This window comes from Kitasatospora sp. NPDC059462 (assembly GCF_042749955.1).
In the GTDB taxonomy this organism is placed as follows: Bacteria; Actinomycetota; Actinomycetes; order Streptomycetales; family Streptomycetaceae; genus Kitasatospora.
This window is the reverse complement of the sequence record NZ_JBHYUU010000142.1, coordinates 1-22039: the sequence shown is the minus strand read 5'-3', so window position 1 is coordinate 22039 and position 22039 is coordinate 1. Positions and strand designations below refer to the sequence as shown.

27 protein-coding genes are annotated in these 22039 nt (G+C 73.9%); 22 read left to right on the top strand and 5 right to left on the bottom strand.

Annotation, left to right across the window (positions count from 1 at the left end; translation table 11 throughout):
* Positions 1-266: 266 nt before the first annotated feature.
* The 7 genes from ACFXAM_RS28560 (at position 267) to ACFXAM_RS28530 (ending at position 3548) form a co-directional block, all read left to right on the top strand.
* Complete coding sequence (locus ACFXAM_RS28560) at positions 267-1097, top strand: helix-turn-helix domain-containing protein (protein ID WP_380295474.1); 831 nt, start codon at positions 267-269, stop codon at positions 1095-1097.
* Positions 1094-1300: a DUF397 domain-containing protein gene (locus ACFXAM_RS28555; protein ID WP_380295472.1), complete on the top strand. Its 207-nt coding sequence runs from the start codon at positions 1094-1096 to the stop codon at positions 1298-1300. Before ACFXAM_RS28560 ends, ACFXAM_RS28555 begins: the two co-directional genes overlap by 4 nt.
* A 241-nt stretch (positions 1301-1541) precedes the next feature.
* Complete coding sequence (locus ACFXAM_RS28550) at positions 1542-1748, top strand: DUF397 domain-containing protein (RefSeq protein WP_380295470.1); 207 nt, start codon at positions 1542-1544, stop codon at positions 1746-1748.
* A gap of 147 nt (positions 1749-1895) precedes the next feature.
* Positions 1896-2102: a DUF397 domain-containing protein gene (locus ACFXAM_RS28545; RefSeq protein WP_380295468.1), complete on the top strand. Its 207-nt coding sequence runs from the start codon at positions 1896-1898 to the stop codon at positions 2100-2102.
* A gap of 93 nt (positions 2103-2195) precedes the next feature.
* Positions 2196-2555 (top strand): DUF397 domain-containing protein, encoded by a 360-nt coding sequence (locus ACFXAM_RS28540; RefSeq protein WP_380295466.1) that lies wholly within the window; start codon positions 2196-2198, stop codon positions 2553-2555.
* Positions 2556-2669: 114 nt separating this feature from the next.
* Positions 2670-2876: a DUF397 domain-containing protein gene (locus ACFXAM_RS28535; protein WP_380295465.1), complete on the top strand. Its 207-nt coding sequence runs from the start codon at positions 2670-2672 to the stop codon at positions 2874-2876.
* 222 nt (positions 2877-3098) lie between these two features.
* Positions 3099-3548 carry a hypothetical protein gene (locus tag ACFXAM_RS28530; protein WP_380295464.1) on the top strand — a complete coding sequence of 150 codons (450 nt, stop codon included), beginning with the start codon at positions 3099-3101 and terminating at the stop codon, positions 3546-3548.
* A 160-nt stretch (positions 3549-3708) separates the two neighbouring features.
* On the opposite strand, the gene ACFXAM_RS28525 is transcribed toward ACFXAM_RS28530, so the two are convergent.
* The 3 genes from ACFXAM_RS28525 to ACFXAM_RS28515 all read right to left on the bottom strand — a co-directional run bounded on the left by ACFXAM_RS28525 (position 3709) and on the right by ACFXAM_RS28515 (position 5590).
* Positions 3709-4086, bottom strand: a complete 378-nt coding sequence (locus ACFXAM_RS28525) for a nuclear transport factor 2 family protein (RefSeq protein ID WP_380295462.1) — start codon at positions 4084-4086, stop codon at positions 3709-3711.
* Between the two features lie 96 nt (positions 4087-4182).
* Positions 4183-4920 carry an alpha/beta hydrolase gene (locus ACFXAM_RS28520; RefSeq protein WP_380295460.1) on the bottom strand — a complete coding sequence of 246 codons (738 nt, stop codon included), beginning with the start codon at positions 4918-4920 and terminating at the stop codon, positions 4183-4185.
* Positions 4921-5122: 202 nt separating this feature from the next.
* Positions 5123-5590 carry a hypothetical protein gene (locus ACFXAM_RS28515; protein ID WP_380295458.1) on the bottom strand — a complete coding sequence of 156 codons (468 nt, stop codon included), beginning with the start codon at positions 5588-5590 and terminating at the stop codon, positions 5123-5125.
* Positions 5591-5818: 228 nt separating this feature from the next.
* On the opposite strand from ACFXAM_RS28515, the gene ACFXAM_RS28510 reads away from it, so the two are divergent.
* On the top strand, positions 5819-6133 hold the full coding sequence (locus ACFXAM_RS28510; RefSeq protein ID WP_380295456.1) for a hypothetical protein: 315 nt from the start codon (positions 5819-5821) through the stop codon (positions 6131-6133).
* A 209-nt stretch (positions 6134-6342) separates the two neighbouring features.
* Positions 6343-6861: a ricin-type beta-trefoil lectin domain protein gene (locus tag ACFXAM_RS28505; RefSeq protein ID WP_380295454.1), complete on the top strand. Its 519-nt coding sequence runs from the start codon at positions 6343-6345 to the stop codon at positions 6859-6861.
* 91 nt (positions 6862-6952) lie between these two features.
* Here ACFXAM_RS28505 and ACFXAM_RS28500 read toward each other — a convergent pair whose 3' ends face one another.
* Together ACFXAM_RS28500 and ACFXAM_RS28495 are read right to left on the bottom strand one after the other, a co-directional pair.
* Positions 6953-8791: a sulfatase-like hydrolase/transferase gene (locus ACFXAM_RS28500; protein WP_380295452.1), complete on the bottom strand. Its 1839-nt coding sequence runs from the start codon at positions 8789-8791 to the stop codon at positions 6953-6955.
* Between the two features lie 212 nt (positions 8792-9003).
* Positions 9004-11820, bottom strand: a complete 2817-nt coding sequence (locus ACFXAM_RS28495; RefSeq protein WP_380295450.1) for an AAA family ATPase — start codon at positions 11818-11820, stop codon at positions 9004-9006.
* Between the two features lie 424 nt (positions 11821-12244).
* Between ACFXAM_RS28495 and ACFXAM_RS28490 the strand changes: the two genes are divergently transcribed.
* The 13 genes from ACFXAM_RS28490 to ACFXAM_RS28430 all read left to right on the top strand — a co-directional run bounded on the left by ACFXAM_RS28490 (position 12245) and on the right by ACFXAM_RS28430 (position 21963).
* Positions 12245-13207, top strand: a complete 963-nt coding sequence (locus ACFXAM_RS28490) for a quinone oxidoreductase family protein (RefSeq protein WP_380295448.1) — start codon at positions 12245-12247, stop codon at positions 13205-13207.
* A gap of 83 nt (positions 13208-13290) precedes the next feature.
* Complete coding sequence (locus ACFXAM_RS28485) at positions 13291-13896, top strand: TetR/AcrR family transcriptional regulator (RefSeq protein WP_380295446.1); 606 nt, start codon at positions 13291-13293, stop codon at positions 13894-13896.
* 137 nt (positions 13897-14033) lie between these two features.
* The gene (locus ACFXAM_RS28480) at positions 14034-14246 is read left to right on the top strand and encodes a cold-shock protein (protein ID WP_380295444.1); all 213 of its coding nucleotides are present in this window, start codon (positions 14034-14036) and stop codon (positions 14244-14246) included.
* Positions 14247-14390: 144 nt separating this feature from the next.
* Positions 14391-15008, top strand: coding sequence for an ArsR/SmtB family transcription factor (locus ACFXAM_RS28475; protein ID WP_380295443.1), 618 nt, complete (start codon positions 14391-14393; stop codon positions 15006-15008).
* Positions 15005-15742 carry an SRPBCC domain-containing protein gene (locus ACFXAM_RS28470; protein ID WP_380295442.1) on the top strand — a complete coding sequence of 246 codons (738 nt, stop codon included), beginning with the start codon at positions 15005-15007 and terminating at the stop codon, positions 15740-15742. Before ACFXAM_RS28475 ends, ACFXAM_RS28470 begins: the two co-directional genes overlap by 4 nt.
* Positions 15743-15909: 167 nt before the next feature.
* A complete protein-coding gene (locus tag ACFXAM_RS28465; protein WP_380295440.1) occupies positions 15910-16482 on the top strand; it encodes a dihydrofolate reductase family protein in 573 nt (190 codons plus the stop codon).
* 68 nt (positions 16483-16550) lie between these two features.
* Complete coding sequence (locus ACFXAM_RS28460) at positions 16551-17069, top strand: GNAT family N-acetyltransferase (protein ID WP_380295438.1); 519 nt, start codon at positions 16551-16553, stop codon at positions 17067-17069.
* A 62-nt stretch (positions 17070-17131) separates the two neighbouring features.
* Positions 17132-17434 (top strand): DUF1905 domain-containing protein, encoded by a 303-nt coding sequence (locus ACFXAM_RS28455; protein ID WP_380295437.1) that lies wholly within the window; start codon positions 17132-17134, stop codon positions 17432-17434.
* Between the two features lie 212 nt (positions 17435-17646).
* A complete protein-coding gene (locus ACFXAM_RS28450; RefSeq protein WP_380295435.1) occupies positions 17647-18558 on the top strand; it encodes a CPBP family intramembrane glutamic endopeptidase in 912 nt (303 codons plus the stop codon).
* 22 nt (positions 18559-18580) lie between these two features.
* Positions 18581-19927, top strand: a complete 1347-nt coding sequence (locus tag ACFXAM_RS28445; protein ID WP_380295433.1) for a sensor histidine kinase — start codon at positions 18581-18583, stop codon at positions 19925-19927.
* Complete coding sequence (locus ACFXAM_RS28440; protein WP_380295476.1) at positions 19879-20523, top strand: response regulator; 645 nt, start codon at positions 19879-19881, stop codon at positions 20521-20523. The genes ACFXAM_RS28445 and ACFXAM_RS28440 overlap by 49 nt, the downstream gene beginning before the upstream one ends.
* A gap of 58 nt (positions 20524-20581) precedes the next feature.
* Positions 20582-21532 carry an NAD(P)-dependent oxidoreductase gene (locus ACFXAM_RS28435; RefSeq protein WP_380295431.1) on the top strand — a complete coding sequence of 317 codons (951 nt, stop codon included), beginning with the start codon at positions 20582-20584 and terminating at the stop codon, positions 21530-21532.
* Positions 21529-21963: a PPOX class F420-dependent oxidoreductase gene (locus ACFXAM_RS28430; protein WP_380295430.1), complete on the top strand. Its 435-nt coding sequence runs from the start codon at positions 21529-21531 to the stop codon at positions 21961-21963. The genes ACFXAM_RS28435 and ACFXAM_RS28430 overlap by 4 nt, the downstream gene beginning before the upstream one ends.
* Positions 21964-22039: the final 76 nt, after the last annotated feature.

The window sequence follows — 22039 nt, the reverse complement described above, 5'->3', positions numbered from 1 at the left end:
GGGCGCAGGTAGACGAGTCCGGCGAGGGTGTCCATGTAGACGGCCTCGACGGGATTGCCGGAGAAGTCCCGGTGTCCGAGGTCCCGGACGACTTCGCCGACGGTGGGGGAGTAAGCGGGAATGTGGGGGTGGCTGGGCATGTTGGCTCCATTGGTTGCGCAGGGTCCCGGATCTCTCACGGGGTGTAGCCATAGTGGCCCGTTCCGGTTTACGATGGCCAGGGTCTGAACGTTGACCAATTGGGCGCGTGAAAGGTGCCAGCGTTCATGGACGAGCTCGTTGTTGACGCGATGTCATCTCCGGCTGTTCGTTTCGGTCAGGAACTTGCCAGGCTGCGGCGGGCGCGAGGGTGGTCGCAGGTCGGGCTGGCGAAGCGCATGGGGTACTCCAACACCCTGGTCTCGTACGTCGAACGAGCGAAGCGTCCTCCAACAAGGAACTTCGCTGTTAAAGCCGACCAGGTATTCGAAACCGGAGGCACGTTCTACGAACTCTGGCGCCGGCATGCGAAGGCGAGCCTGCTGGAGGGCTTCCCGGAGTTCGCCGACGGCGAGGCGAAGTGCCGTCGTCTCCGCGGGTTCTCGATGATGATTGTCACTGGGCTGTTCCAGGTGCCGGAGTATGCGGAGGCACTCGCCTATGCGGCTGTCCAGCGAGGGGCGATCACTCAGTCCGAAGCCGAGCAGCGCGTCGAGTTCGTGTTGTCCCGCCAGCGCCTCTTCGACAAGAGGAACCCGCCCCTGATTCACCTGGTGATGGACGAGACCTGCCTGGTCCGATCGATCGGAGGGGCCCCTGTGATGGCAAAGCAGTTCGACCGCATCGCCGAACTGGCTACCCGTCCGAACATCACCGTCCAGGTTGCCCCGTTCGCGTTGGGTGAGCACCTGCCATTCGCGCTGCCGGTGACCTTGCTCGATCTGCCGGACGGTTCGGTCGTCGGCTACGCCGAATCACATGCTCGTGGCTACCTTGAACGGGTTCGCGAAACAGTCAAGACATGGGAGAGGCAGTACGATCAGTTGGTGGTGGAGGCACTGCCCAAGGCTGCCTCCCTGGCGCTGATCCACAAGGCTCGAAAGGAGCTAGCCCCATGAACCTCGACCTGTCTGGCGCATCCTGGGTTAAGTCGTCGTACTCCACGAACGGCGGCGAGTGCGTGGAGGTTTCCGCGAGCTTCCCGGGCGCCGTGCCTGTCCGTGACTCGAAGGACCCCTCCGGTCCCGCTCTCGTCTTCCCGGCCTCCGCCTGGCGTGCGTTCGTCGCTGGCGTCCAGGCGGGCGAGTTCGGCACCGTCTGACGTGATCTCACCACCTCGTGGGGCCCCTGCCGATCGGCAGGGGCCCCACGTCGCTGTCCGGCGTCGGCCTCCCGCTGGGGGCTGCTCACCGCTGCCGTGGAGATCGACGGCGGTCGCGGCGAAGCTGTCGACGAAGGCGTGAAATCGTCTCGGCCCGGCCGGGAAAGTACGGTCATCTGGTGGTGGGACCACTACCCAAGGCCCTGGCGCTGATCCGCGAGGCTCGAAGGGAGCTCACTCCATGAACCCTGACTTGTCGAAGGCGTCCTGGTTCAGGTCGTCGTACTCCGACAACGGCGGTCAGTGTGTGGAGGTTTCCGCGAGCTTCCCGTTTGCGGTTCCTGTCCGTGACTCGAAGGATCCCTCCGGTCCGGCCCTCGTCTTCCCGGTCTCCGCCTGGCGTGCGTTCGTCGCCGGCGTCCAGGCGGGCGAGTTCGGCACCGTCTGACATGGCCTCATTTCGCGGAGCCCTGTCGATTCGGCAGGGGCCCCGCGTTCGCCGCCCCGCGCTGTCATGGCGGCCCGGACTACCTCAGATCGCAGATCGGTGCCCGCCGCCTGGCGCTGATCCACAAGGCTCGAAGGGAGCTCACCCATGAACTCTGATCTGTCGAAGGCGTCCTGGTTCAAGTCGTCGTACTCCAACAATGGCGGTCAGTGCGTGGAGGTTTCGGCGAGCTTCCCGGGCGCCGTTCCTGTCCGTGACTCGAAGGACCCCTCCGGTCCGGCCCTCGTCTTCCCGGCGTTCGCCTGGCGTGCGTTCGTCGCCGGCGTCCAGGCGGGCGAGTTCGGGACCGTCTGACGTGCTCTCATTTCGCGGGGCCCCTGCCGATCGGCAGGGGCCCCGCTTCGCTGTCCGGCGCCGGCCTCCCGCTGGGGGCTGCTCACCGCTGCCGTGGAGATCGACGGCGGTCGCGGCGAAGCTGTACGACGAAGGCGTGAAATCGTCTCGGCTCGGGCGGGAAAGTACGGTCATCTGGTGGTGGGAGCCCTGTTCAAGGCGGCACCTGTGGCACTGATCCGCGAGGGTCGAAGGGAGCTCACTCCGATGAACCCTGAGTTGTCGAAGGCATCCTGGTACAAGTCGTCGTACAGCGGTAACGGCGGAAACTGTGTCGAGATCGCGCCCGAGTTCCCTGGTTTTGTGCCTGTCCGTGACTCGAAGGACCCCTCCGGTCCCGCTCTCGTCTTCCCGGCCTCTGCCTGGCGTGCGTTCGTTGCCGGCGTTCAGGCGGGCGAGTTCGGGACCGTCTGACGTGCCCGCGTTCACCGCCCCGCGCTGCTGCCCTGGCAGCCCGGTATCACCTCAGATCACAGATCGGTGCCCGCTGCCTGGCACTGATCCACAAGGCTCGAAGGGAGCTCACCCATGAACTCCGACCTGTCGAAGGCGTCCTGGTACAAGTCGTCGTACTCCAACAACGGCGGCGAGTGCGTGGAAGTCTCGGCGAGCTTCCCGGGCGCCGTTCCTGTCCGTGACTCGAAGGACCCCTCCGGTCCGGCCCTCGTCTTCCCGGCTTCCGCCTGGCGTGCGTTCGTCGCCGGCGTCCAGGCGGGCGAGTTCGACGCTATCTGACGTTCCCTCACCTCGTGGGGCCCCGGCCTCCCGCTGGGGGCCGGGCCCGGACCTCGTGAAGTCGGCCCCGCGTCCCAACTCCCACGGGTGTCCGGATTTCGCCGGAGAGCGCCCGCACAAATACCTCTCCTGGGGTACGGGGCGGTGAAGATCCTCTGCCAGACTCCCAACCTCCCCGGCGGAGATTCCCCCGGGGCGTAACGGACAGGTGGGACCTCGCAGATGAAGGTACGTCTGATCGCGATCCTCTTCGCCGTCGTCGGCGGAATGTTCGGCCTTGCCGGGCCCGCGCAGGCCACGGCCACCAACTACGTGGACATCGAGGTGGGAGCCGCCCCGGGCTACTACGACGGAGCCAGCGGCTGCACCGCGACGTTCTCCTACGGGGCCCCCTCCCGCGTGCTCCTGTGCGGGAGCCAGACCACGATCGTGACCTGGGCGGACGGCCGCAAGGAGGTCACCGGGCTGGGCACCGACCACGCCGTCTGGACCTCGGCGCAGACCGCGCCCGGGGGATCCTGGGCCTCCTGGACGAGCCTGGGTGGCAGCGGGCTCGACCTGAAGTACGGCGTGGCGTGGCCCAATCCGTCCAGCGTCGGCGCGTGGAGCGGCGACTACCAGTTCTGGTGCCGCACCATGAGCGACGGCTGGGGCCCCTGGCACCTCTGCTGACCCGGGGTCTTCGGGCAGCAGGCCCCCATCACGGGGCGGTTCCGGAATCCTCCGGCACCGCCCCGTTCGTATCGCGCCACCTCGGCTGCCGGGCGGAGAACCGGGCCCGGCTGCGAGGTTCGAGGTGCGGGACGCGTGTCCGCGGCGCCCGAAGGACGACTCAGGGCGCGGACGGCTCGATCTCCCCCGCGAAGACGATGACCTGGTCGATGAGGTTCCGCCGCAGGTGGACGACGTCCGTTCCCGCCAGGTGGGGGCCTCCGTCCGGCGTGGTGAAGACCCACCGGTACCGGGCCCACTCGTCCGGCATGTCCACCTCCGAGCAGCGCGCCATCGTGCCGGTCCCCGCCGGGTGGTGGCGGATGTCCAGCACGAACCGCTCGACCGCCGCGATTCCCTCGCTGCGACCCAACGGCCCCCAGAAGATCACGTCCGAGGTCAGGGCCTGGGAGAGCAGGGCAGTCACATAGCCGTCGTCCGAGGCGTTGAACGCGGAGATGAAGGTGTCGATCGCGGAGCGTGCCGTCTCTTCCTGCATACCCCAGTCATACCAGCCGTCGCGCGCCGACGGTGCCCCCGCCGAATCGGCAGGGGCACCGCGTCTACCGTCCCGCGCCGCCCCGGCGGCCCGGCATCACTTCAGGTGCCGGGCGAAGAACCGGGCACCCGCGTCGAGTTCGAAGTGCGGGACGCCGGCGTGCCCGCCCATGTTGGCGTGCAGCGTCTTCTCCTCGGACCCGAGGGCGTCGAACAGGTCCAGGGACGCCTGCCGGTCGTTCCCCTCGTCGTCCCACTGCAGCAGGACCTGCAGCGGGACGGTGACCCGGCGGGCCTCCTCGGCGATCGCGCCGGGCACGAAGGTCCCGGCGAACAGATTGGCGGCCGCGATGCGCGGCTCGACCGCCGCCAGCCGGACGCCGATGGAGATCACGCCCCCCTCGTACCCCACCGGGCCGCCGATCTCCGGCAGCGCGAGCAGGGCGTCCAGGGTGGCCCGCCATTCCGGGACGGCCCGGTCGACGAGCGGGAGGATGAGCGCGTCGACGATCTCGGCGGTGACCGGCTCGCCCGCCGCCATCACCCGGCGCAGGTCGGCCCGCGCCTGCTCGGCGGCGTCCCACCGGGGCCGCTCGCCGCTGCCGGGGAGTTCGACGGTGGCCGCGGCGAAGCCGTATTCCGCCGCGTAGTACCGGGCCCGCGCCGCCACCCGGGCGTACACCGTGCGCAGCCCGAGCGGAGGAAGGCCGATCAGGATCAGCGGGGTCGGAGCGGAGGCGGATCCGGGGGTCCACAGGATGCCGGGGATCTCGCCGAGGGTGAATTCGCGTTCGAGGACGCCGTCGTCGAGACGGTTCTCGGAGGTGAAGTGCATGATGGTGCCTTTCGGGAGTGCTCTGGAACGGCGCTCCCGGGCGACCTATCGCCCGACCGTGACCCCGGAGGGGAGCACCCATGTCGATACTGCGTTCACGGGTACCACCTCCTCGTTCTCTCACACGGCCTCCGGCAAGTTAGCAGTGATCGCCGTGGTCCGCCAAACGATTTTCCTGCGCAGGCGCCGGATCCCCTGCGGCTCAGCAGGTGACCGGGGCCGTGACGGTGGCGGTCAACGGCGGCCAGCCCGGTGTGGTGACGCGGAAGACGGCCGTCACGCCGGAGCCGCACGGGACGTTGCTCGCGACGGGGCCGACGGTGAGTCCGCCGGCGGGCACGGTGGCGGTGACGTCCTCGCGTTCCAGGACGAAGCCGTCGGCGGCGCGGGTTTCGAGGTTGTAGGAGACGGGGCGCGGGACTCCGCCGGACGTGGCCGAGTACCCGGTGGCGGAGGCGAGGCTGCCGTTGACCGTGAGACAGACCTGGTTCCGGACGAGCCCCAGCGGGCCCCAGGCGCAGGTGGTCGTGGCCGTGGCCGTGGCCGTGGCCGTGGCCGTGGTCGTGGCCGTGGTCGTGCCCGTGGTCCGTGCGGCGGCCTGGCCGGCGCCCGCGAGGCCGAGCCCGGCTACCGCGGCACCGGCGACCAGCAGTGCGACATGACGCTTCATCAGAGTTTCTCTCCTTCGAGGATCGGCAGCCGGGAGCAGAGTGAAGCCATGTGACATGTCACGCTTCACCCTGCCGGAATGCTTCCACGGCCCTGCCTCCGTCACGCGCGAACGGCCCCGAAATCCCGCTACGAGTACCGGATTTGACCTCCGGTTGGCTCGAATCCGCGCTCGCGCGGTCGCCCGCCGTAGACTGCGGGTCCGCGAACCGGACAGGGTGAGGGCCGAATGGACTACTGCCGCCACGAGTTGAGCAACTGCGCGGAGTGCGCGCCGCGTGTGCCGCCGCGGGGTGTGCCCGGTGCGGAGTGGGGCGGTTGGCCGCCGTCCGCGATCATCGTGCACGAGAGCGGGAAGGCCCATCTGCCCGGCTGCACGCACATCGTCCCGGCGGACGTCGAGCCGCCCGTCTACGGCTGGGTGCTCGACCCCGTGCCGGGCGCGTGGCGCCGGCTCTCGGAGTCCAGTCCGCTGCGGGCCACCGGCGGCAACACCGGGCGCGTCGCGGTGAGCCGTTGCCGGACCTGCGACGCCACCCAGTAGGGCCCGCCGGGCACGGGCGGCGGGACTCGTACCCCCGGTACAGGGCGGGGGAGGCCCTGCTCGGGCACCTCGTCCGGACGGCAGGGCCCGGACCTGTGTACAGGCTGTTGACGCCCGCGTCCACCGAGTGTGCACGGGGCTGCGGAACAGTCCTTCTCGTGAGCCGGGGGCACCTCGGCGCGAAGGTTCGAGAGAGGACGGTACGACCGATGATCAAGCTCGTGCGCAAGGGGCACGTGGTGGGCGCGCTGGCGGCGGCCGCGATCGCCGTCGCGGTCCTGCCGGGGACGGCGAACGCCGCGAACACGGCCGGCACGATCAGCGTGTTCAGCAACAGCAAGTGCATGGACGTCCGCGGCGGCGACAGCGGCAACGGCACCCCGGTGCAGATCTACACCTGCAACGGCACGGCCTCCCAGTGGTGGACCGGCACCGACAAGCCGGACGGGACGGGCATCACCCTCTCCGCCCTCGGCAAGTGTCTGGACGTCGCGTCGAGCGGCACCACCGACGGCACCCCGGTCCAGCTGTGGGACTGCAACGGCTCCGACGCCCAGCGGTGGGTCCGCTACCAGGGCGACGTCCTGGTCAACCCGCAGTCCGGCAAGTGCCTGGACGTCCCCGGCGGCGTCGTGCAGGACGGCAACCAGCTGCAGATCTACACCTGCAACTGGACGGCCTCCCAGCAGTGGTACTTCAGCCCGCCGCGCATCCCGCACGCCGGCTGACCCGGCCCGCCGGCCGCCGTGCGGCCGGCGGGCACCGAGGACCGTCCGGCTCGCGCCCGCGACCCCCGGGGGCGCGAGCCGGACGTACGGCCTACGCCGGCCTGCCCGGGGCGCGTCCGGCCGCGGCGGCGCGGGCCAGCATGCCTTCGAGGTCGAGGACCGTGCTGTGGGGCGTGTACCGGCCGTCGATGCGCAGGAGCAGGTAGCGGGCGGCGTTGCCGAGGTACTCCAGGGGCTCCCCGGCCGCCGCGGCCACCACGGCGCGGTGCGGTGCCGCCGCCGTCGGGCCGAGCGCGGTGAGGGCGTTGAGGGCTTCGAGCCGCACGCCCTCGGGGTACTCGGGCGCGGCGAGGTCGGCCAGCAGGGCGGCGGCCGCGACGTCACCGGTGTGCTTGCCGACCGCCTCGGCGGCGGCGACGCGCACGTGCGGTCCGGGGTCGTCGGCGGCCGCCGCGCGCAGGGCCGTGACGGCCTCCGCCGTCGGGGTGCCGACGGGCAGGGCGAGCAGGCCGACGGCGCCCCAGCGGCGCACGGTGGCGTCCGGGTCGGCGAGCGCGGTGGTGAACCGGGGGATCAGGGCGGGGTCGCGGCGGCCCACCGCGTCGGCGACGTCGAGGATCCGGGCGAGGGGGTAGGCGCCGGCGGCGCGCGAGGCGTCGTACCCCTCGGCGGGGGAGCCCTCGGGCAGGAAGCCGTTGTCGTGGACGGCGAGGACGTGCGCGCGCAGCGCGTCGTCGAGCCGCTTCTCGGCTTCGGCGTGGGCGGGGTGGCCGGCGAGGTTGTGGATCTGGTCGGGGTCGGCGACGCAGTCGTAGAGTTCCACGCCCGGCTTCTCGCGCCAGAAGGCGGACTGCGCGTCGTCCAGGCGCCCGGCGAGGTGCTCGGTCTCCCAGGACCGGTAGCCGGCCGCCAGCCAGGCGAAGGCCTGGTGCGTTCCGTAGGGCCGGTGCGGGGCGTAGTTGCGGATGTAGCGGTAGCGGGCGTCGCGGACGGTGCGGATCATGTCCGGACGCTCGTCCATCCGGTTGCGCATGGAGAAGGCGAGCTCGCCGGCGCTGTCGAAGCGGGTGCGGGCGAGGCTCTCGCCCCGCATGTGCGCGGGCGCCGTGCCCCCGGCGAGGTCGACGAGGGTGGGCGGGATGCGCAGCGTGGAGACGGCCGCCTCGACGCGGGTGCCCGGGGCCGGGAAGCGGTGCGCGTGACGTTCGGGGGCGGCGACGATCAGCGGGACGTGCAGGCCCTCGTCGTAGCACCAGCGCTTGGAGCGGGGGTTGACCCCGCCGTGGTCGGAGGTGTGGATGACGACGGTGTTGTCGAGTTCGCCGTCCTCCTCCAGTTCGGCGAGCAGCCGGTCGACGAACGCGTCCATGGCGGCGATGTGGCGGTAGTAGTGCGCGAAGTCGCCGCGGATCTCCGGGGTGTCGGGCAGGTACGCGGGCAGCCGGACCTCGGCCGGGTCGACGGTGAACTCGGCCCGTCCGAACACCGAACTCTCGTGCGTCGGGTCGTAGTTGAACACCGCGAGGAACGGGGAGCCGGCGGGCCGGTTGCGCCAGTGCGCGGTGCCGGACGACTCGTCCCAGACCGCCTGCGGGTCGGCGTCGCTGTTGTAGTCGGTCTTGGCGTTGTTGGTGCAGTAGTAGCCGAGCTCGCGCAGCAGCTCCGGGTAGGTGCTCATCCACTCCGGGAGGCGGGCTCGGGCGCGCATGTGGTGGGCGGGGCCGTGGCTCTCCGGGGCGACGCCGGTCAGCAGGGCGAACCGGGAGGGCGCGCAGACCGGCGCGGGGCTGTGGGCGTTGGTGAACAGCGTGCCCCGCTTGGCGAGGCCGTCGAGGTGGGGGGTGGTGGCGAGCGGGTCGCCGTAGCAGCCGAAGCGGGGCGGGCAGTCCTCGCTGACGGTCCACAGGATGTTGGGCCGGGACGAGCTCATGGGGGGCCTTTCGGTGGAGCGGTGCCGGAACTGAACCACGGCCCCTCACACGTCCTCAAGGCCAGGCACGGGCCTTCGGCATCCTTTCGCCCGATGTTTGCACTTCTGCCATGTGGCAGTACTGCCACATTCTCCGGGGGGTCCGTTTCGCCGGAGTGAACGGTCCGCCGACCGCCGCCCGACGCCGCCCGACGCCGCCCGACGGGCCGGGCTCAGGGCGCGCCGGGGTCCTCGGGGAGGGCATCGAGGGCGTTGAGGGCGTCGCGCAGCATCGCGCGCGAGCCGATGCCGAGCTTCGGGTAGATCTGGTACAGGTGGGCGCCGACCGTGCGGTGGGAGATGAAGAGGCGTTCCGCGATCTGCTTGTTCGTCAGGCCGGACGCGGCCAGGTCGGCGATCTCCCGCTCCTGGGCGCTCAGGCCGGAACCGTGCGCGGCGCCGGGCCCGCGCCGGCCCCAGCCCGTCGCCCGCAGCTCCAGGCGCGCCCGCTCCGCCCACGGCCGGGCGCCCAGCTCCTCGAAGGCCGCCAGCGCGGCGCGCAGCGGCGTGCGGGACCCGGCGGCCGCCCGGGCCCGGCGCAGCCGCTCGCCGTACGCGAGCTGGACGCGGGCGTGGTCGAAGCGCCACCGGGCGCCACCGGGGGTGCCGAGCGCGAGGGCGAACAGCCGCAGCGCCTCCTCGTCGTCCTCGGCGCACAGCGCGGCCGACGCCTCCGTCAGCATGGCGTGGCGGGAGGAGACGGCGGCGAGGCCGGCCTCGCGCATCGCCCGCACGTGCGCGGCGGCCTCCGCGCGCCGGTTGCCGCGCACCCCGGCCTCGACGAGGTTGGCCGCCACCCACAGCGCGTGCGGCGCGTGCGAGGCGAGGGTGCCGGCGGGGCTGACCGCCTCGGCGTGGCGATGGGCGAGCGCGAAGTCCCCGAGGCCCAGTGCCGCCACGGCCGCGGCCTGGTGGGCGTAGTGCGCGGCGCACGGCGCGCCGTGCCGCGTCGCCCACTCGATGATGACGGCGGCCGTCGCCAGGCTCTCCGCCGCGTGCCCGCGCGAGCCGAGGACGATGGACCTGATGTACAGGAAGTACCAGGCGAACGCGCTGTAGTCGTGGTCCTCGCACGCCCGGAGGCCCTCGTCGGCGAGCTCCACCGCCTCGTCCCAGCGCCCGGTCAGGTAGTCGTCCAGGCAGAGGTGGATGAGCGAGGAGATGTACCGCCGGGCCGGGCCGCCGTCGCGCCCCGCCCGCACCACCTGCCACGCCGCGTCGCGGACCTCGCCGAGCCGGTCGAGGTAGAGCGCGCCCGTGCCGACCCGGGTGATCAGCACCGGGTCGGGCTCGCCCGCCAGTTCCGCGACGAGGACGTCGAGCCGTCCGTGCGCCGCCGCCCCGGTGCGCGCCGGGTCGGAGAACGTCTGCCCCAGCACGGCCAGGATGGCCGGAGGCTGCGGGGCGAGGCGTTCCACCGCCCGGTGGTAGTCGCGCCACAGGTCGGGCCGGGCACCGAAGAAGCAGACCACGGCCAGGACGTGCAGCGCGTCGACCAGCGCCCGGTCGTCGGCCCGGTACCCGTGGGATCCGGCCGCGGACGCGATGGCGTCGGTCAGCAGCCGGTGGGCGCCGGCGACGTCCCCCTCGCCGTTCAGCATGAGCATCGCCGACGCGGTGGCGGAGTGCAGCGACGCCTCGGGGGCGGCCCGGCGCGCGTCGTCCAGCAGCCGGCGGGCGCTGGACAGGGCGCCGGTGGACTCCGCCCCCAGGTAGGCGGCTTCGGAGAGGCGGCGGCTGCGGTCGGGGCCCTCGGGGGAGAGGGCCGCCGAGCGGATCAGCGTGCGCATCGCCCCGGCGGCGTCCCCGCGGCGCAGGGCCAGGCCGGCGGCGTGCTCCAGCAGTGCGGCGACCTCCTCGTCGGGCTCCAGGGTCGCCTCGCCCAGGTGCCAGGCGCGGCGTTCGGGCTGGTCGGCGAGCACCTGGGCGAGCGCGGCGTGCGCGGCGCGCCGTTCGCCGCTCAGCGCCTGCCCCACCACGGCGGAGCGGATCAGCGGGTGGCGGAACCTCAGCCGTTGCGCCCCCTCCTCGATGTGCACCAGGCGCTCGCGCTCCACCGCCGCGAGGTCGTCCAGCGCGCCCCGGCCGTCCCCGCCGCCGTTTCCGTCCCCGCCCCCGACCCGGCGCGCGGCGGCCTGCAGCACCCCCAGGTCGCCGGTGCCTTCGAGGGCCGCCAGCAGGAGCAGCCGCCGGGAGGCGGCGGGCAGGACGGTGACCCGCGCCCCGAACAGCGTCTCCAGCCGGCTGGTGAGCGGCAGCACGGCGGGGGAGTCCGCGGCGGCGGGCCGCAGGGCGGCCGGCAGCTCCAGGAGCGCCAGCGGATTGCCGCCGGCCTCGGCCAGCAGCCGGCGGCGCGCTCCCCGGGAGAGCCCGGGGAACCTGCTGCCCAGCAGCCGGGCCGCCGACTCGTCGTCGAGCGGCGGGAGGTCGTAGCCGGGGAGGGGGTCGGCGCCCTGCGGTCGCGGCTCGCCGGTGCGCGCCGCCGCGACGAAGCTGACGCCCAGACCGGCCACCCGCCGGGCGACGAAGCCGAGCACCGCCGTGCTGGACCGGTCCACCCACGGGAGGTCGTCGACGACCACCAGCAGCGGCTTCCCGTCGGCCACCGTCTGGAGCAGCCGCAGCACGGCGTTGGAGACCAGAAGCTGTTCCGGCGGCCGCCCGATGTCGAAGCCGAGCGCCACCCGCAGAGCGTCCCGCAGCGTGCCGTCGAGGAGTTCCAGGGCGCCCAGGAACGGGAAGAGGATCTGGTTGAGGCCGGAGTAGCCGCAGTCGGCCTCGAACTCCACGCCCGCCGCCCTGAGCACCTGGACGCCGTCCGCCCGCGCCGACCGGGCCAGCGCGTCCAGGACGGCGCTCTTGCCGACGCCCGCCTCCCCGGCGAGCAGCAGCGCACCGCCGCCGTCGCCGATCCGCAGCCGGTCGCGGATCGCCCGCAGGTCACCGTCCCGGCCGATCAGCGGCTCCGCGGTGCCGGGCGCACCGGACACGCCCCTGTCCTCCACAGCCGTCCCCTCCCCGAGGCCCGCCCCCGTCACGGCTGCTCCCGAGCCGCCCCTCACCCAGCCGGGACGTGCCTCCGCGCGGCCGTGAACGCCCTGGCCACGACCAGTATGCCGGATGCGCATGGTGAACAGGATCTTGATCCGTGGGACGCCGGCCACGCGGTCGCGGCGGCCCCCGGAGCGCACCCGGCACCCTCGTGCCCGGCGTGGCGCCCCTGCCCGGGAGCCGCCCGCCCGATGCTCCTCCGGGACACCGCACGCCATCGGGCGCGCCGCTCAACTGCCCTGTCCGACCTGCGGTTTGGACTTGCCGGTCCATTTTCCGCGGCCTACCGTGCTGACCGTTTCCGCACCGCAGGGACCGCGCCGGAAGGCCGGTTCGGACGAGCCCGCACAGAGAGGCGACACCATGCACGCCATCCGCATCGAGGAACACGGCGGCCCCGGGGTCATGCGCTGGACCGAGCTGCCCGACCCCGTCCCCGGCCCCGGTGAGGCGCTGGTGCGCCTGACCGCCGCCGGCGTCAACTACATGGACATCGGCGCCCGCGCCCGGGGCGGCCCCGGCTGGACGGCCCCGGCGATCCTCGGCGCCGAGGGGGCGGGCCGCGTCACCGCCCTCGGCGAGGGCGTCGCCGGCCTGGCCGTCGGCGACCGGGTGGCCTGGTTCTACCACCCGGGCAGCTACGCCGAACTGCTCGCCGTCCCGGCCGCCTCGCTGGTGAAGCTGCCCGACGGCATCGACGACGAGAGCGCCGCCGCCGTGATGATGCAGGGCCTCACCGCGAGCCACCTGGCCACCGAGACCTACCCGGTCGGCCCGGGCGACACCGCCGTGGTGCACGCGGCGGCGGGCGGCGTCGGGCGGCTGCTCACCCAGCTGGTCAAGGCCCGCGGCGGCCGGGTCGTCGCCCTGGTCTCGCGCGAGGACAAGGCCCCGGTCGCGAAGGCGGCCGGCGCCGACCACGTCCTCGTCCACAGCGGCGGCGGCTTCGAGGACCGCATCAGGGAACTGACCGGCGGCCGGGGTGCGGACGTCGTCTACGACGGCGGTGGCGCCGAGACCTTCCACTCCTCCCAGGCGGCGCTGCGCCCGCACGGGGTGCACGCCTACTACGGCCCCTTCATGGGCGTGCCCACCCTGCGCCCCACCGACCTGCCCGACAGCATCCTGCTGACCTACCCGGTGGTCCACCACCACGTCGCCACCCGCGAGACCCTGGAGCGGCGCACCGGCGAGCTGTTCGACCTCGTCCTCGACGGCCGGCTCACCCCGTCCGTCACCGGCCGCTACCCGCTCGCGCAGGCCGCCCGCGCCCACGCCGACCTCGAATCGCGCCGCACCACCGGCAAGCTCCTGCTGCTGCCCTGAGCGGCCCGGACGGCGGCCGGACGGTTGAATGGCCGGACGGTTGAATGGGGAGCGCCACCACGACCACCACCGGGGGAGGACCCGTGCCGCTCACCCGCAAGGGCGCCGCGACCAGGCAGCGCATCGTCGAGGGAGCCGCCGAGCAGATCCGCGACCAGGGCGTGTTCGCGGTGCGGCTGGAGGACGTGATGGCCCGCACCGGGACCAGCAAGAGCCAGCTCTTCCACTACTTCCCCGGCGGGAAGGACGAACTGCTGCTCGCCGTCGCCCGCCACGAGGCGGCCCGGGTGATCGCCGACCAGCAGCCCGAGCTCGGCTCCCTCACCTCCTGGGCCGCCTGGGAGCGTTGGCGCGACAAGGTCGTCGCCCGCTACCGCGCCCAGGGCGGCGACTGCCCGCTGCACGCCTCCCTCGCCCGGCTCGGCGACGCCACCGGCGCCACCCGGGCCGTCGCGGGCGAACTCATCGCCGGGTGGCAGCGGTTGATCGCCGACGGCATCCGCCGGATGCAGGACGACGGCGGGATCGACCCGGCGCTCGACGCCGACCGGGAGGCCGCCGCCCTGCTGGCCGGTGTCCAGGGCGGGGTGCTGATCCTGATGACCACCGGCGGCTGCGCCCATCTGGAGGCCGCGCTCGACACGGGCATCGCCCGCCTGCGCGGCTCGGCCCCCGCCCCCGGCGGCTGACGCCCCGGAGCGGCTCGTCGTGCGGGGCGGCTCGTCGTGCGGGGCGGACCGACGGGCGCCGCTACGCTGCGTGCGGGTGCGGTCCCGCTGCGTGAGAGACTGGCGCGGTCAGCGTGACCCCCGTGCAAGGAGAAGACATGGCCGAGCGCCAGACCGGCACCGTGAAGTGGTTCAACGACGAGAAGGGCTACGGCTTCATCACCCCGGAGTCCGGCCCCGACCTGTTCGTGCACTTCCGGGCGATCGAAGGGAACGGCTTCAAGTCCCTCGTCGAGGGCCAGAAGGTGTCCTTCGAGGCGGTCCAGGGCCAGAAGGGGATGCAGGCCGACAGGGTCCGCCTGGAAGCCTGACGGAAGCGGTCGGCGGCCGGGGTCCACGCGCGTGCGCGGGCCCCGGCCGTCGCGCGTCCGCGCCGGGACCTCGCCGCCGCGGGCGGGGCCACCGACAAGTATTTTGTCCTTGACAAATTTTTTTGTCGGCGCCACCCTGGAGACGTGCTGGACGTCGCCGTGATCGAAGAACCCGCCGCCGCCGAGGCCTCCCTGGACCCCATCCGGTCCCGGATCCTCGCCGCCCTGGCCGAGCCCGGCTCGGCGGCCATGCTGGCCGCCCGGCTGGGCCTGCCCCGCCAGAAGGTCAACTACCACCTGAAGGAGCTGGAGCGGCACGGACTCGTCGAACTCGCCGAGGAACGGCGCAAGGGCAATGTCACCGAACGGGTGTACAGCGCCACCGCCGCCTCCTACGTGATCTCGCCGGCCGTCCTGGCCGCCGTGAGCCCGGACCCGTCCCGCTCGCCCGACCAGCTCTCCGCCCGCTGGCTGCTGGCGCTCGGCTCCCGGCTGGTGCAGGAGGTGGGCACCCTGCTCACCGGCGCCGCCCGGGCCCGGCGGCGGGTCGCCACCTTCGGCATCGACGCCCAGGTGCGGTTCGCCTCCGCGGCCGACCGCACCGCCTTCGCCGACGAACTCGCCCAGGCGGTGGCCGTGCTGGTCAGCCGCTACCACGACGAGTCCGCCCCCGGCGGCCGCACCCACCGGGTGGTCGCCGGGCTCCACCAGATCCCCGCCACGGACACCGGCGTCGAGCCGGGACAGGAGCACGCACGATGACCCACCCGTTCGAGATCGAGCTGGAGACCGCCCTGCCGGCGAGCCCGGACGAGGTCTGGGAGGCGATCGCCACCGGACCGGGCCTCGACTCCTGGTTCATGGGCCGCAACGAGCTGGACCCGCGCGAGGGCGGCACCGCCGTCATGGAGATCGGCGGCCACCGTGAGGCCGCGGTGATCACCGCCTACGAGCCCGGCAGGCGCCTGGCCACCCGCACCGCCACCGCCGAGAACGGCCGCTTCATGGCCTTCGAGTACCTCGTCGAGGGCCGCGAGGGCGCCGCCACCGTGCTCCGCGTCGTCCACAGCGGCCTGCTCGGCGACGACTGGGAGGACGAGTACGACGCGCTGCGCCGCGGCTGGCCGTTCCACCTGCACACCCTGCGCGAGTACCTGGCGCACTTCCCGGGCCGCACCGGGGCTCCGGTCTTCGCCGTCGGCCCCGTGCCCGGCCGCCCGGCCGAGGAACTGCGCGCGGCGCTGGCCGGCGCGCTCGCCCTGCCGTCCCCGCCCGCCGTCGGCGCCCGGCTGCGTGCCGAGCCGGCCGGGCTGCCGGCCCTTGACGGCGAGGTGGTCTGGGCGGACGCCGAGCGCTTCTCCGTCCGCACCGCCGACGGCCTCTACACCTTCCACCACGGCGCCGGCCTGGTCCTGATGTTCCACCACCTCTTCGGCCCCCGGCCGGAGGGCATCGAGGCCGCCTGGCAGCAGTGGCTGGCCGGCGTCCTCGCCTGACCCGCGCATCCACGCGCTACCACCGCTATCACCGCTACCACTGCAACAACCGCTACCACGGCTGACACCGCTACGCCGTCGCAACCGCTACCACTGCTAGTGCTGCTACCGCTGCCACCGCCGCTACCGCTGCCACCACCGCTACCACCGCTCACCGAGGAACCATCATGCGCACCCTGATCAGCACCGCGTTCATCTCCCTCGACGGCGTCGTCGAGGCCCCCGGCGGTGAACCCGGCTACCGCAACTCCGGCTGGACCTTCAAGGACATCGAGTTCGTCCCCGAGGCCTACGAGATCAAGGGCCAGGAGCAGGAGGAGGCCACCGCGATGCTGCTGGGCCGGGTCAGCTACCAGGCCTTCAGCCCGGTCTGGCCGGACATGGCGGAGTTCGCCCGCTACAAGGAACTGCCGAAGTACGTCGTCTCCACCACCCTCACCGAGGACGACCTGGTGGCGAACTGGGGCGAGACCACCCTCCTGCGCTCGCTCGACGAGGTCGCCGCGCTGAAGGGGACCGAGGGCGGCCCGATCATCGTCCACGGCAGTGCCGCCCTCAACCGGGCGCTCTCCGACGCCGGTCTGATCGACCGCTACCACCTGCTCGTCTACCCGCTGCTGCTCGGCGCCGGGAAGCGCCTGTTCAGCACCACCGACAAGGACGCCCAGAAGCTGGCGCTGGTCGAGCACGCGGTCTACTCCAACGGTCTGCAGAAGCAGGTCTTCGACGTGGTCCGCTGACGCCGCCCCGGGCCGGTGCTCGCAGGAGAACCGGCCCGCGGGCCCGCCCGGAATGGCAGCATGCGGGCATGACCGATCATCAGAACGACGTCGTCCCCCTGGAGAGCTACGACCCCGCCGAGATATTCGGCGACACCCCGGACCCGTTCGGGGTCGACGCGCTGGGGATCACCTGGCGGCGCAAGGAGCACCACGTCGGGATCCGCGCGGAGCCGAACGGCCCGCTCGTCGCGCACGCCGGGCTGGTCGTGCTGCCGGTGTCGGTGGGCGGTCGGCGGACCGACGTCGTCGGGCTGGGCGGCGTGGCCGTCGCCGCCGGGCGGCGCGGGAACGGGCTCGCCCGCGCGGTGGTGGGTGGCGCACTGGCCCGCGCCCGCGAGCTCGGACCGCAGGCGGCGATCCTGTTCTGCCGTCCCGACGTGGCCGGCCTCTACACCCGCCTCGGCTGGCGCCCGGTGGAGGGCCCCGTCGAGGTCGAGCAGCCCGCCGGCCCGGTGGTGATGCCGCTGCGCACGATGTGGTTCCCGCTGCACGAGGGCGCGCGCCGGCCGGAGGGCGCCGTGCGATTGCACTCCCTGCCGATGTGAGCGCGGGCGCGACGGGACGCGGGAGCGGCCGGTCCGTCGGTGCCGCGTGCGATGCTGGCCCCGTGGTGTTCGATTTTGAGGCCGAGCTCTGGATCTGGGACGCCCGGCGAGCCGACAGCTGGACCTTCGTCAGCCTGCCCGTCGAGGCCTCCGAGGAGATCCGCGACGTGGCCGCCGGTCCGCGCCGCGGCTTCGGCTCGCTGCGCGTGCGGGTCACCCTCGGCGGCAGCGCCTGGCAGACGTCGATCTTCCCCGACCGCACCCGCGGCTGCTACGTGCTGCCCGTCAAGCGCGCCGTCCGCACGGCCGAGGGCCTGGAACCGGGCGACACCACCGCCGTCACCGTCGAACTCCTCGACCTCTGACCGACCCGCCGACCCGCCGGCCCGCCGGCCACCACCGGTGGGCCCCGTTCCCCGCGGACCGGCGGCGGACGCCCCCCGGCGCCGTCGAGGAGAGGAGGGGTGCACCTAGCTGCACCCCTCCTGGGCAGCTACCCGCAATGGCCCGCGGCCGCCGGGACGGAAGAGTCGACGCCGAAGGAAGCACGCGATCGAGCGGACCGGAGGCGGACGACATGCGGACAGAGACGGACCTGGAGACGGGGGAGCGCCGGGGACGGCGGACGGCGTGGAAGGCGGAGGCGGCGGTGTTCCTCGCCGTCGCCTTCCCCGCCGCCGGAGCCCTGGGCGCACTCCAGCCGACGACCGGGATCCCGGACGAGGTCCTCCAGCTCACCCAGTTCGGCCCGGCCGCCGGGGTGCTGGTGGCGGCCCTGGTGTGGCCGGAGCGGATCCGGAGGCGGCTGGCCGGGGCGGGCCCCGGGGCCGGCGGCGCCCGGAAGGACACCGCGTGGGCGGGCCCGGGCCGCACCGGGCCGGCGCTGCTGCTCACCGCGCCGCTGATCATCGCCCTGGCCGCCGGTGCCTACGCGCTGCTCGACGGCGACGCCCGGCTCACCGACCCCCGCTCCCTCGCCCACCCCTTCACGCTGATCGTCCTGGCCCAGCTGCTCGGGGCCTGCGGGGAGGAGATCGGCTGGCGGTGCTACCTCCAGCCGCTGCTGCGCACCCGCTTCGGGCCGGTCACCGCCTCGGTCGCGGTGGGCCTGTTCTGGGGCGGGTGGCACGTGCAGGTGTTCGCCCAGCAGCCCGCGTACGCGGCCGGGTTCCTGCTGGCCGCGGTGGCGATGTCGGTCGTCCTCGGGCTCGCCCTGGAGGACGCGCCGGCCGGCCGGCTGCTGCTCGCGGGCGGCTTCCACACCCTGGTCAACCTGGGGATGCTGCTGACCATGGACGAGGAGGACGGCACCGTGGCGCCCATGGTGCTGTTCGGCGGCGCCTGCCTGGTGGCGGCGGTGGCGTGGGTGCTGCGGTCCCGCCGGCGGAGCGGGGCGCACCCGGACGCGGCGCACCCGGAGGGGGCGTACCGGGAGGAGCCGGTGGCCGGGCCGGATAAGATCCCGGCGGCGCGGCACGGGGCGCGCTGAGGTGACGGAGCGACGGGCGGGCATGGCGACGGGGCAGGACGGCGCGGAGGCGGAGAACACGGCGCGCGCACAGGTGCGCGCGCTGGCCCGCTGTCAGGTGCTCTCGCTGCACTCCCTCGTGGTGAGCGCGGTCGGCGCGCTGGTGGTGGGGGCGCTGATGCTGCTCCCGATCGGGGTGGGCCGGCCGCTGCTGCCCGGCGCGGCGCAGGCGCTGCGCCGGGCGTCCGACCGCGGCCGCGCCTGGACGGAGCGCTGGACCGGGACCGGCATCAGCCCGCCCGAGCCGCTGCCGCCCGCGGACGGCCCGCGGAGCCGGCGCGCCGTGCGCATCCTCGGCGACGACGGCTTCTGGCGGGACCTCAGGTGGTCGTGGCTGGAGCCGTGGACCGGCGGGCTGCTGGTCGGGGTGCCGCTGTGGCTCGTCGCGTTCGGGCTGTTCGGGGCCGTCGTCCAGCCCTTCGTCTGGCCGTGGCTCGGCCCGAACAACTGGTACGCCTTCGTGCTCGTGGACTCCACCGCCTCGATGCTGGCCGCCGCCGTGCTCGGCCTGCTGTTCGCCGGGGCGGGCCTGCGGCTGGCGCCCGCCGCGCTGGAACTGCACGCGAACTGGAGCCGCCGGGCGCTCGCGGCGCCGTACACCACCGAACTGGTGCGGCGGATCGAGCACCTGACCGACACCCGGGCCGAGGCGCTGGACGCGCGGGCGGACGAACTGCGGCGCATCGAGCGGGACCTCCACGACGGCGCGCAGGCCAGGCTGGTCGCCGTCGGCATGGCGCTGGACGAGGCGACCCGGCTGCTGGACGCCGACCCGGCCGGTGCCCGCGCCCTGCTGCGCGAGGTGCGGGCCGGGTCGGCGCGGGCGCTGCAGGACCTGCGCGACCTGGTCCACGGCATCCACCCGCCGATCCTCACCGACCGCGGCCTCGGCGACGCCGTCCGCTCCCTCGCGCTGGACAGCTTCCTCGACGTGCACGTCACGGCGGAGCTGCCGGGGCGCCTGCCGGTGCCGGTCGAGACCGCCGCCTACTTCGCCGTCGCCGAACTGCTCGCCAACGCGGCCAAGCACTCGGGCGGCCGCGAGGTGACGGTCCGCCTGACGCACGCGGACGGCACCCTGCGCGCCGTCGTCGCGGACGACGGCCGCGGCGGCGCCCGCCCGGAGGGGGGCACCGGCCTGCGCGGCGTGGCACGCCGGCTGAGTACCGTCGACGGAACCCTCGCCCTGCACAGCCCGCCGGGCGGCCCGACCACCGTGACCCTGGAGATACCGTGCGAGATCCGCTCCGAGATCCCCTCCCCGAGCCCCTCCCGGCCCCCCTGCGCGTCGTCCTCGCCGAGGACCTCTTCCTCCTCCGGGACGGCCTGATCCGCACGCTCCAGGAACACGGCTGCGAGGTGGTCGCCGCCGTCGACAACGGACCGGCCCTGCTGCGCGCGCTGCGCGAGCAGCGGCCGGACGTCGCCGTGGTCGACATCCGGCTGCCGCCGAGCTTCACCGACGAGGGACTGCGCGCCGCCCTGGAGGCCCGCCGGGCGCGCCCCGGCCTGCCGGTGCTGATCCTCTCCCAGTACGTCGACCAGCTCTACGCCCAGGAGCTGCTGGCCGGCGGCGAGGGCGCGATCGGCTACCTGCTCAAGGACCGGGTCACCCACACCGCCCAGTTCGTGGACGCGGTGCGCAGCGTCGCGGCCGGCGGCACGGTGATGGACCCGCAGGTGATCGCCAAGCTGCTGGCCCGCAGCGACGCCCGGGGCACCACCGCCGAGCTGACCCCGCGCGAGCACGAGGTGCTGCGGCTGATGGCCGAGGGCCGCTCCAACGCCGCCATCATGAACACCCTGCACATCGGCGAGAGCGCCGTCGCCAAGCACACCGCGAGCATCTTCGCCAAGCTGCGCATCGAGGCCTCCGCCGACGACAACCGCCGGGTGCTCGCCGTGCTCGCCTACCTCAAGCGCTGATCCGTCGTCACCTTCCCGCCTTGACCCTCACATTGGTGTGAGGGTTCAGGATGGCGCCATGACCGATGATCGGAACGGACCCCGGAACGCACCGGCGAAGGACACCCCCGTCGCCGTCCTCGGCCTCGGGCTGATGGGACGGGCCCTGGCCGGGGCGTTCCTGCGCGCGGGCCACCCCACCACGGTGTGGAACCGCACCCCCTCGAAGACCGCCGCCGCCGTCGCGGCGGGAGCCCGCGCCGCCGCCTCGCCCGAGGAGGCGGTGGCCGCCGCCGGGCTGGTGGTGGTCTGCGTGTCGGACCACGCCGCCGTCCGCGACCTGCTCGACCGCCTCGACGCCGCCGGCCCCGGACCGCTCGCCGGCCGGGTGCTGGTCGACCTGACCTCCGGTACCGCCGCGCAGGCCCGGGAGAACGCCGCCCGGGTGGCCGCCGCGGGCGGCGGGTACCTGGACGGCGCGATCCTCGCGGTGCCGCCGGCCGTCGGCACGCCCGAGGCCGCCGTGGTGTACGGCGGCGCCCGCGCGGACTTCGAGCGCCACGAGCCCGCGCTGCGCGTCCTCGCCCCCGACGCCACCGTCCACCTGGGCGAGGACCACGGCCTGGCCGCGCTCTACGACGCCGCCGTGCTCGGCCTGATGTGGAGCGTTCTCAACGGCTTCCTGCACGGCGCCGCGCTGCTCGGCGCGGCGGGCGTGGACGCGGCGGCCTTCGCCCCGCTCGCCGCCCGCTCGACCGTGACGGTGGCCGGCTGGCTGGAGGGGTACGCCGGTCAGATCGACGCCGGTGCCTACCCGGCCGACGACGCCACCCTGGAGACCCACGTCGCCGCGATGGACCACCTGGCCGAACAGAGCGCCGGCCTCGGCGTGAGCACCGAACTCCCGGACCTCGTCCGGGCGCTGGCGGGCCGTGCGCTGGCGGCCGGGCAGGGCGGCGCGAGCTACGCCTCGCTGATCGAGCAGTTCCGCCGTCCTGCGCCCTCCGGCGGGGAGGGCGGCGGAGAATGACCGGCATGACGACCTTCGATCCCTGCACCCTGCTCGCCGAGAGCCGCCTCGGCGTGCTCGCCACGATCAAGTCCGACGGGCGGCCCCAGCTCTCGCCCGTGATGCCGTACTACGACCGGGCCGCCGAGCGGCTCTACGTGTCGATGACGGAGGGCCGCGCCAAGACCGCCAATCTGCGCCGCGACCCGCGCGCCGCCCTGGAGGTCACCCGCGCCGACGGCCGGGCCTGGGCCACTGCCGAGGGCACGGTCACCCTGGTCGGCCCGTCGGAGGACCCGGCGGGGCCCGAGGTGGAGGTGCTGGTCGACTACTACCGCCGCGCCGCCGGTGAGCACCCGGACTGGGACGAGTACCGCGCCGTGATGGTCGCCGACCGGCGGGTCCTCATGATCCTCGCGGTCGACCACGTCTACGGCGCGCAGCTCGGCTGACCGCCCCGGTCGACCTCCGGGGGCGGCGACGCCCCCACCGCCGCGCCCTGACGGCCGCGGGGCCGCCGGGCCCCGG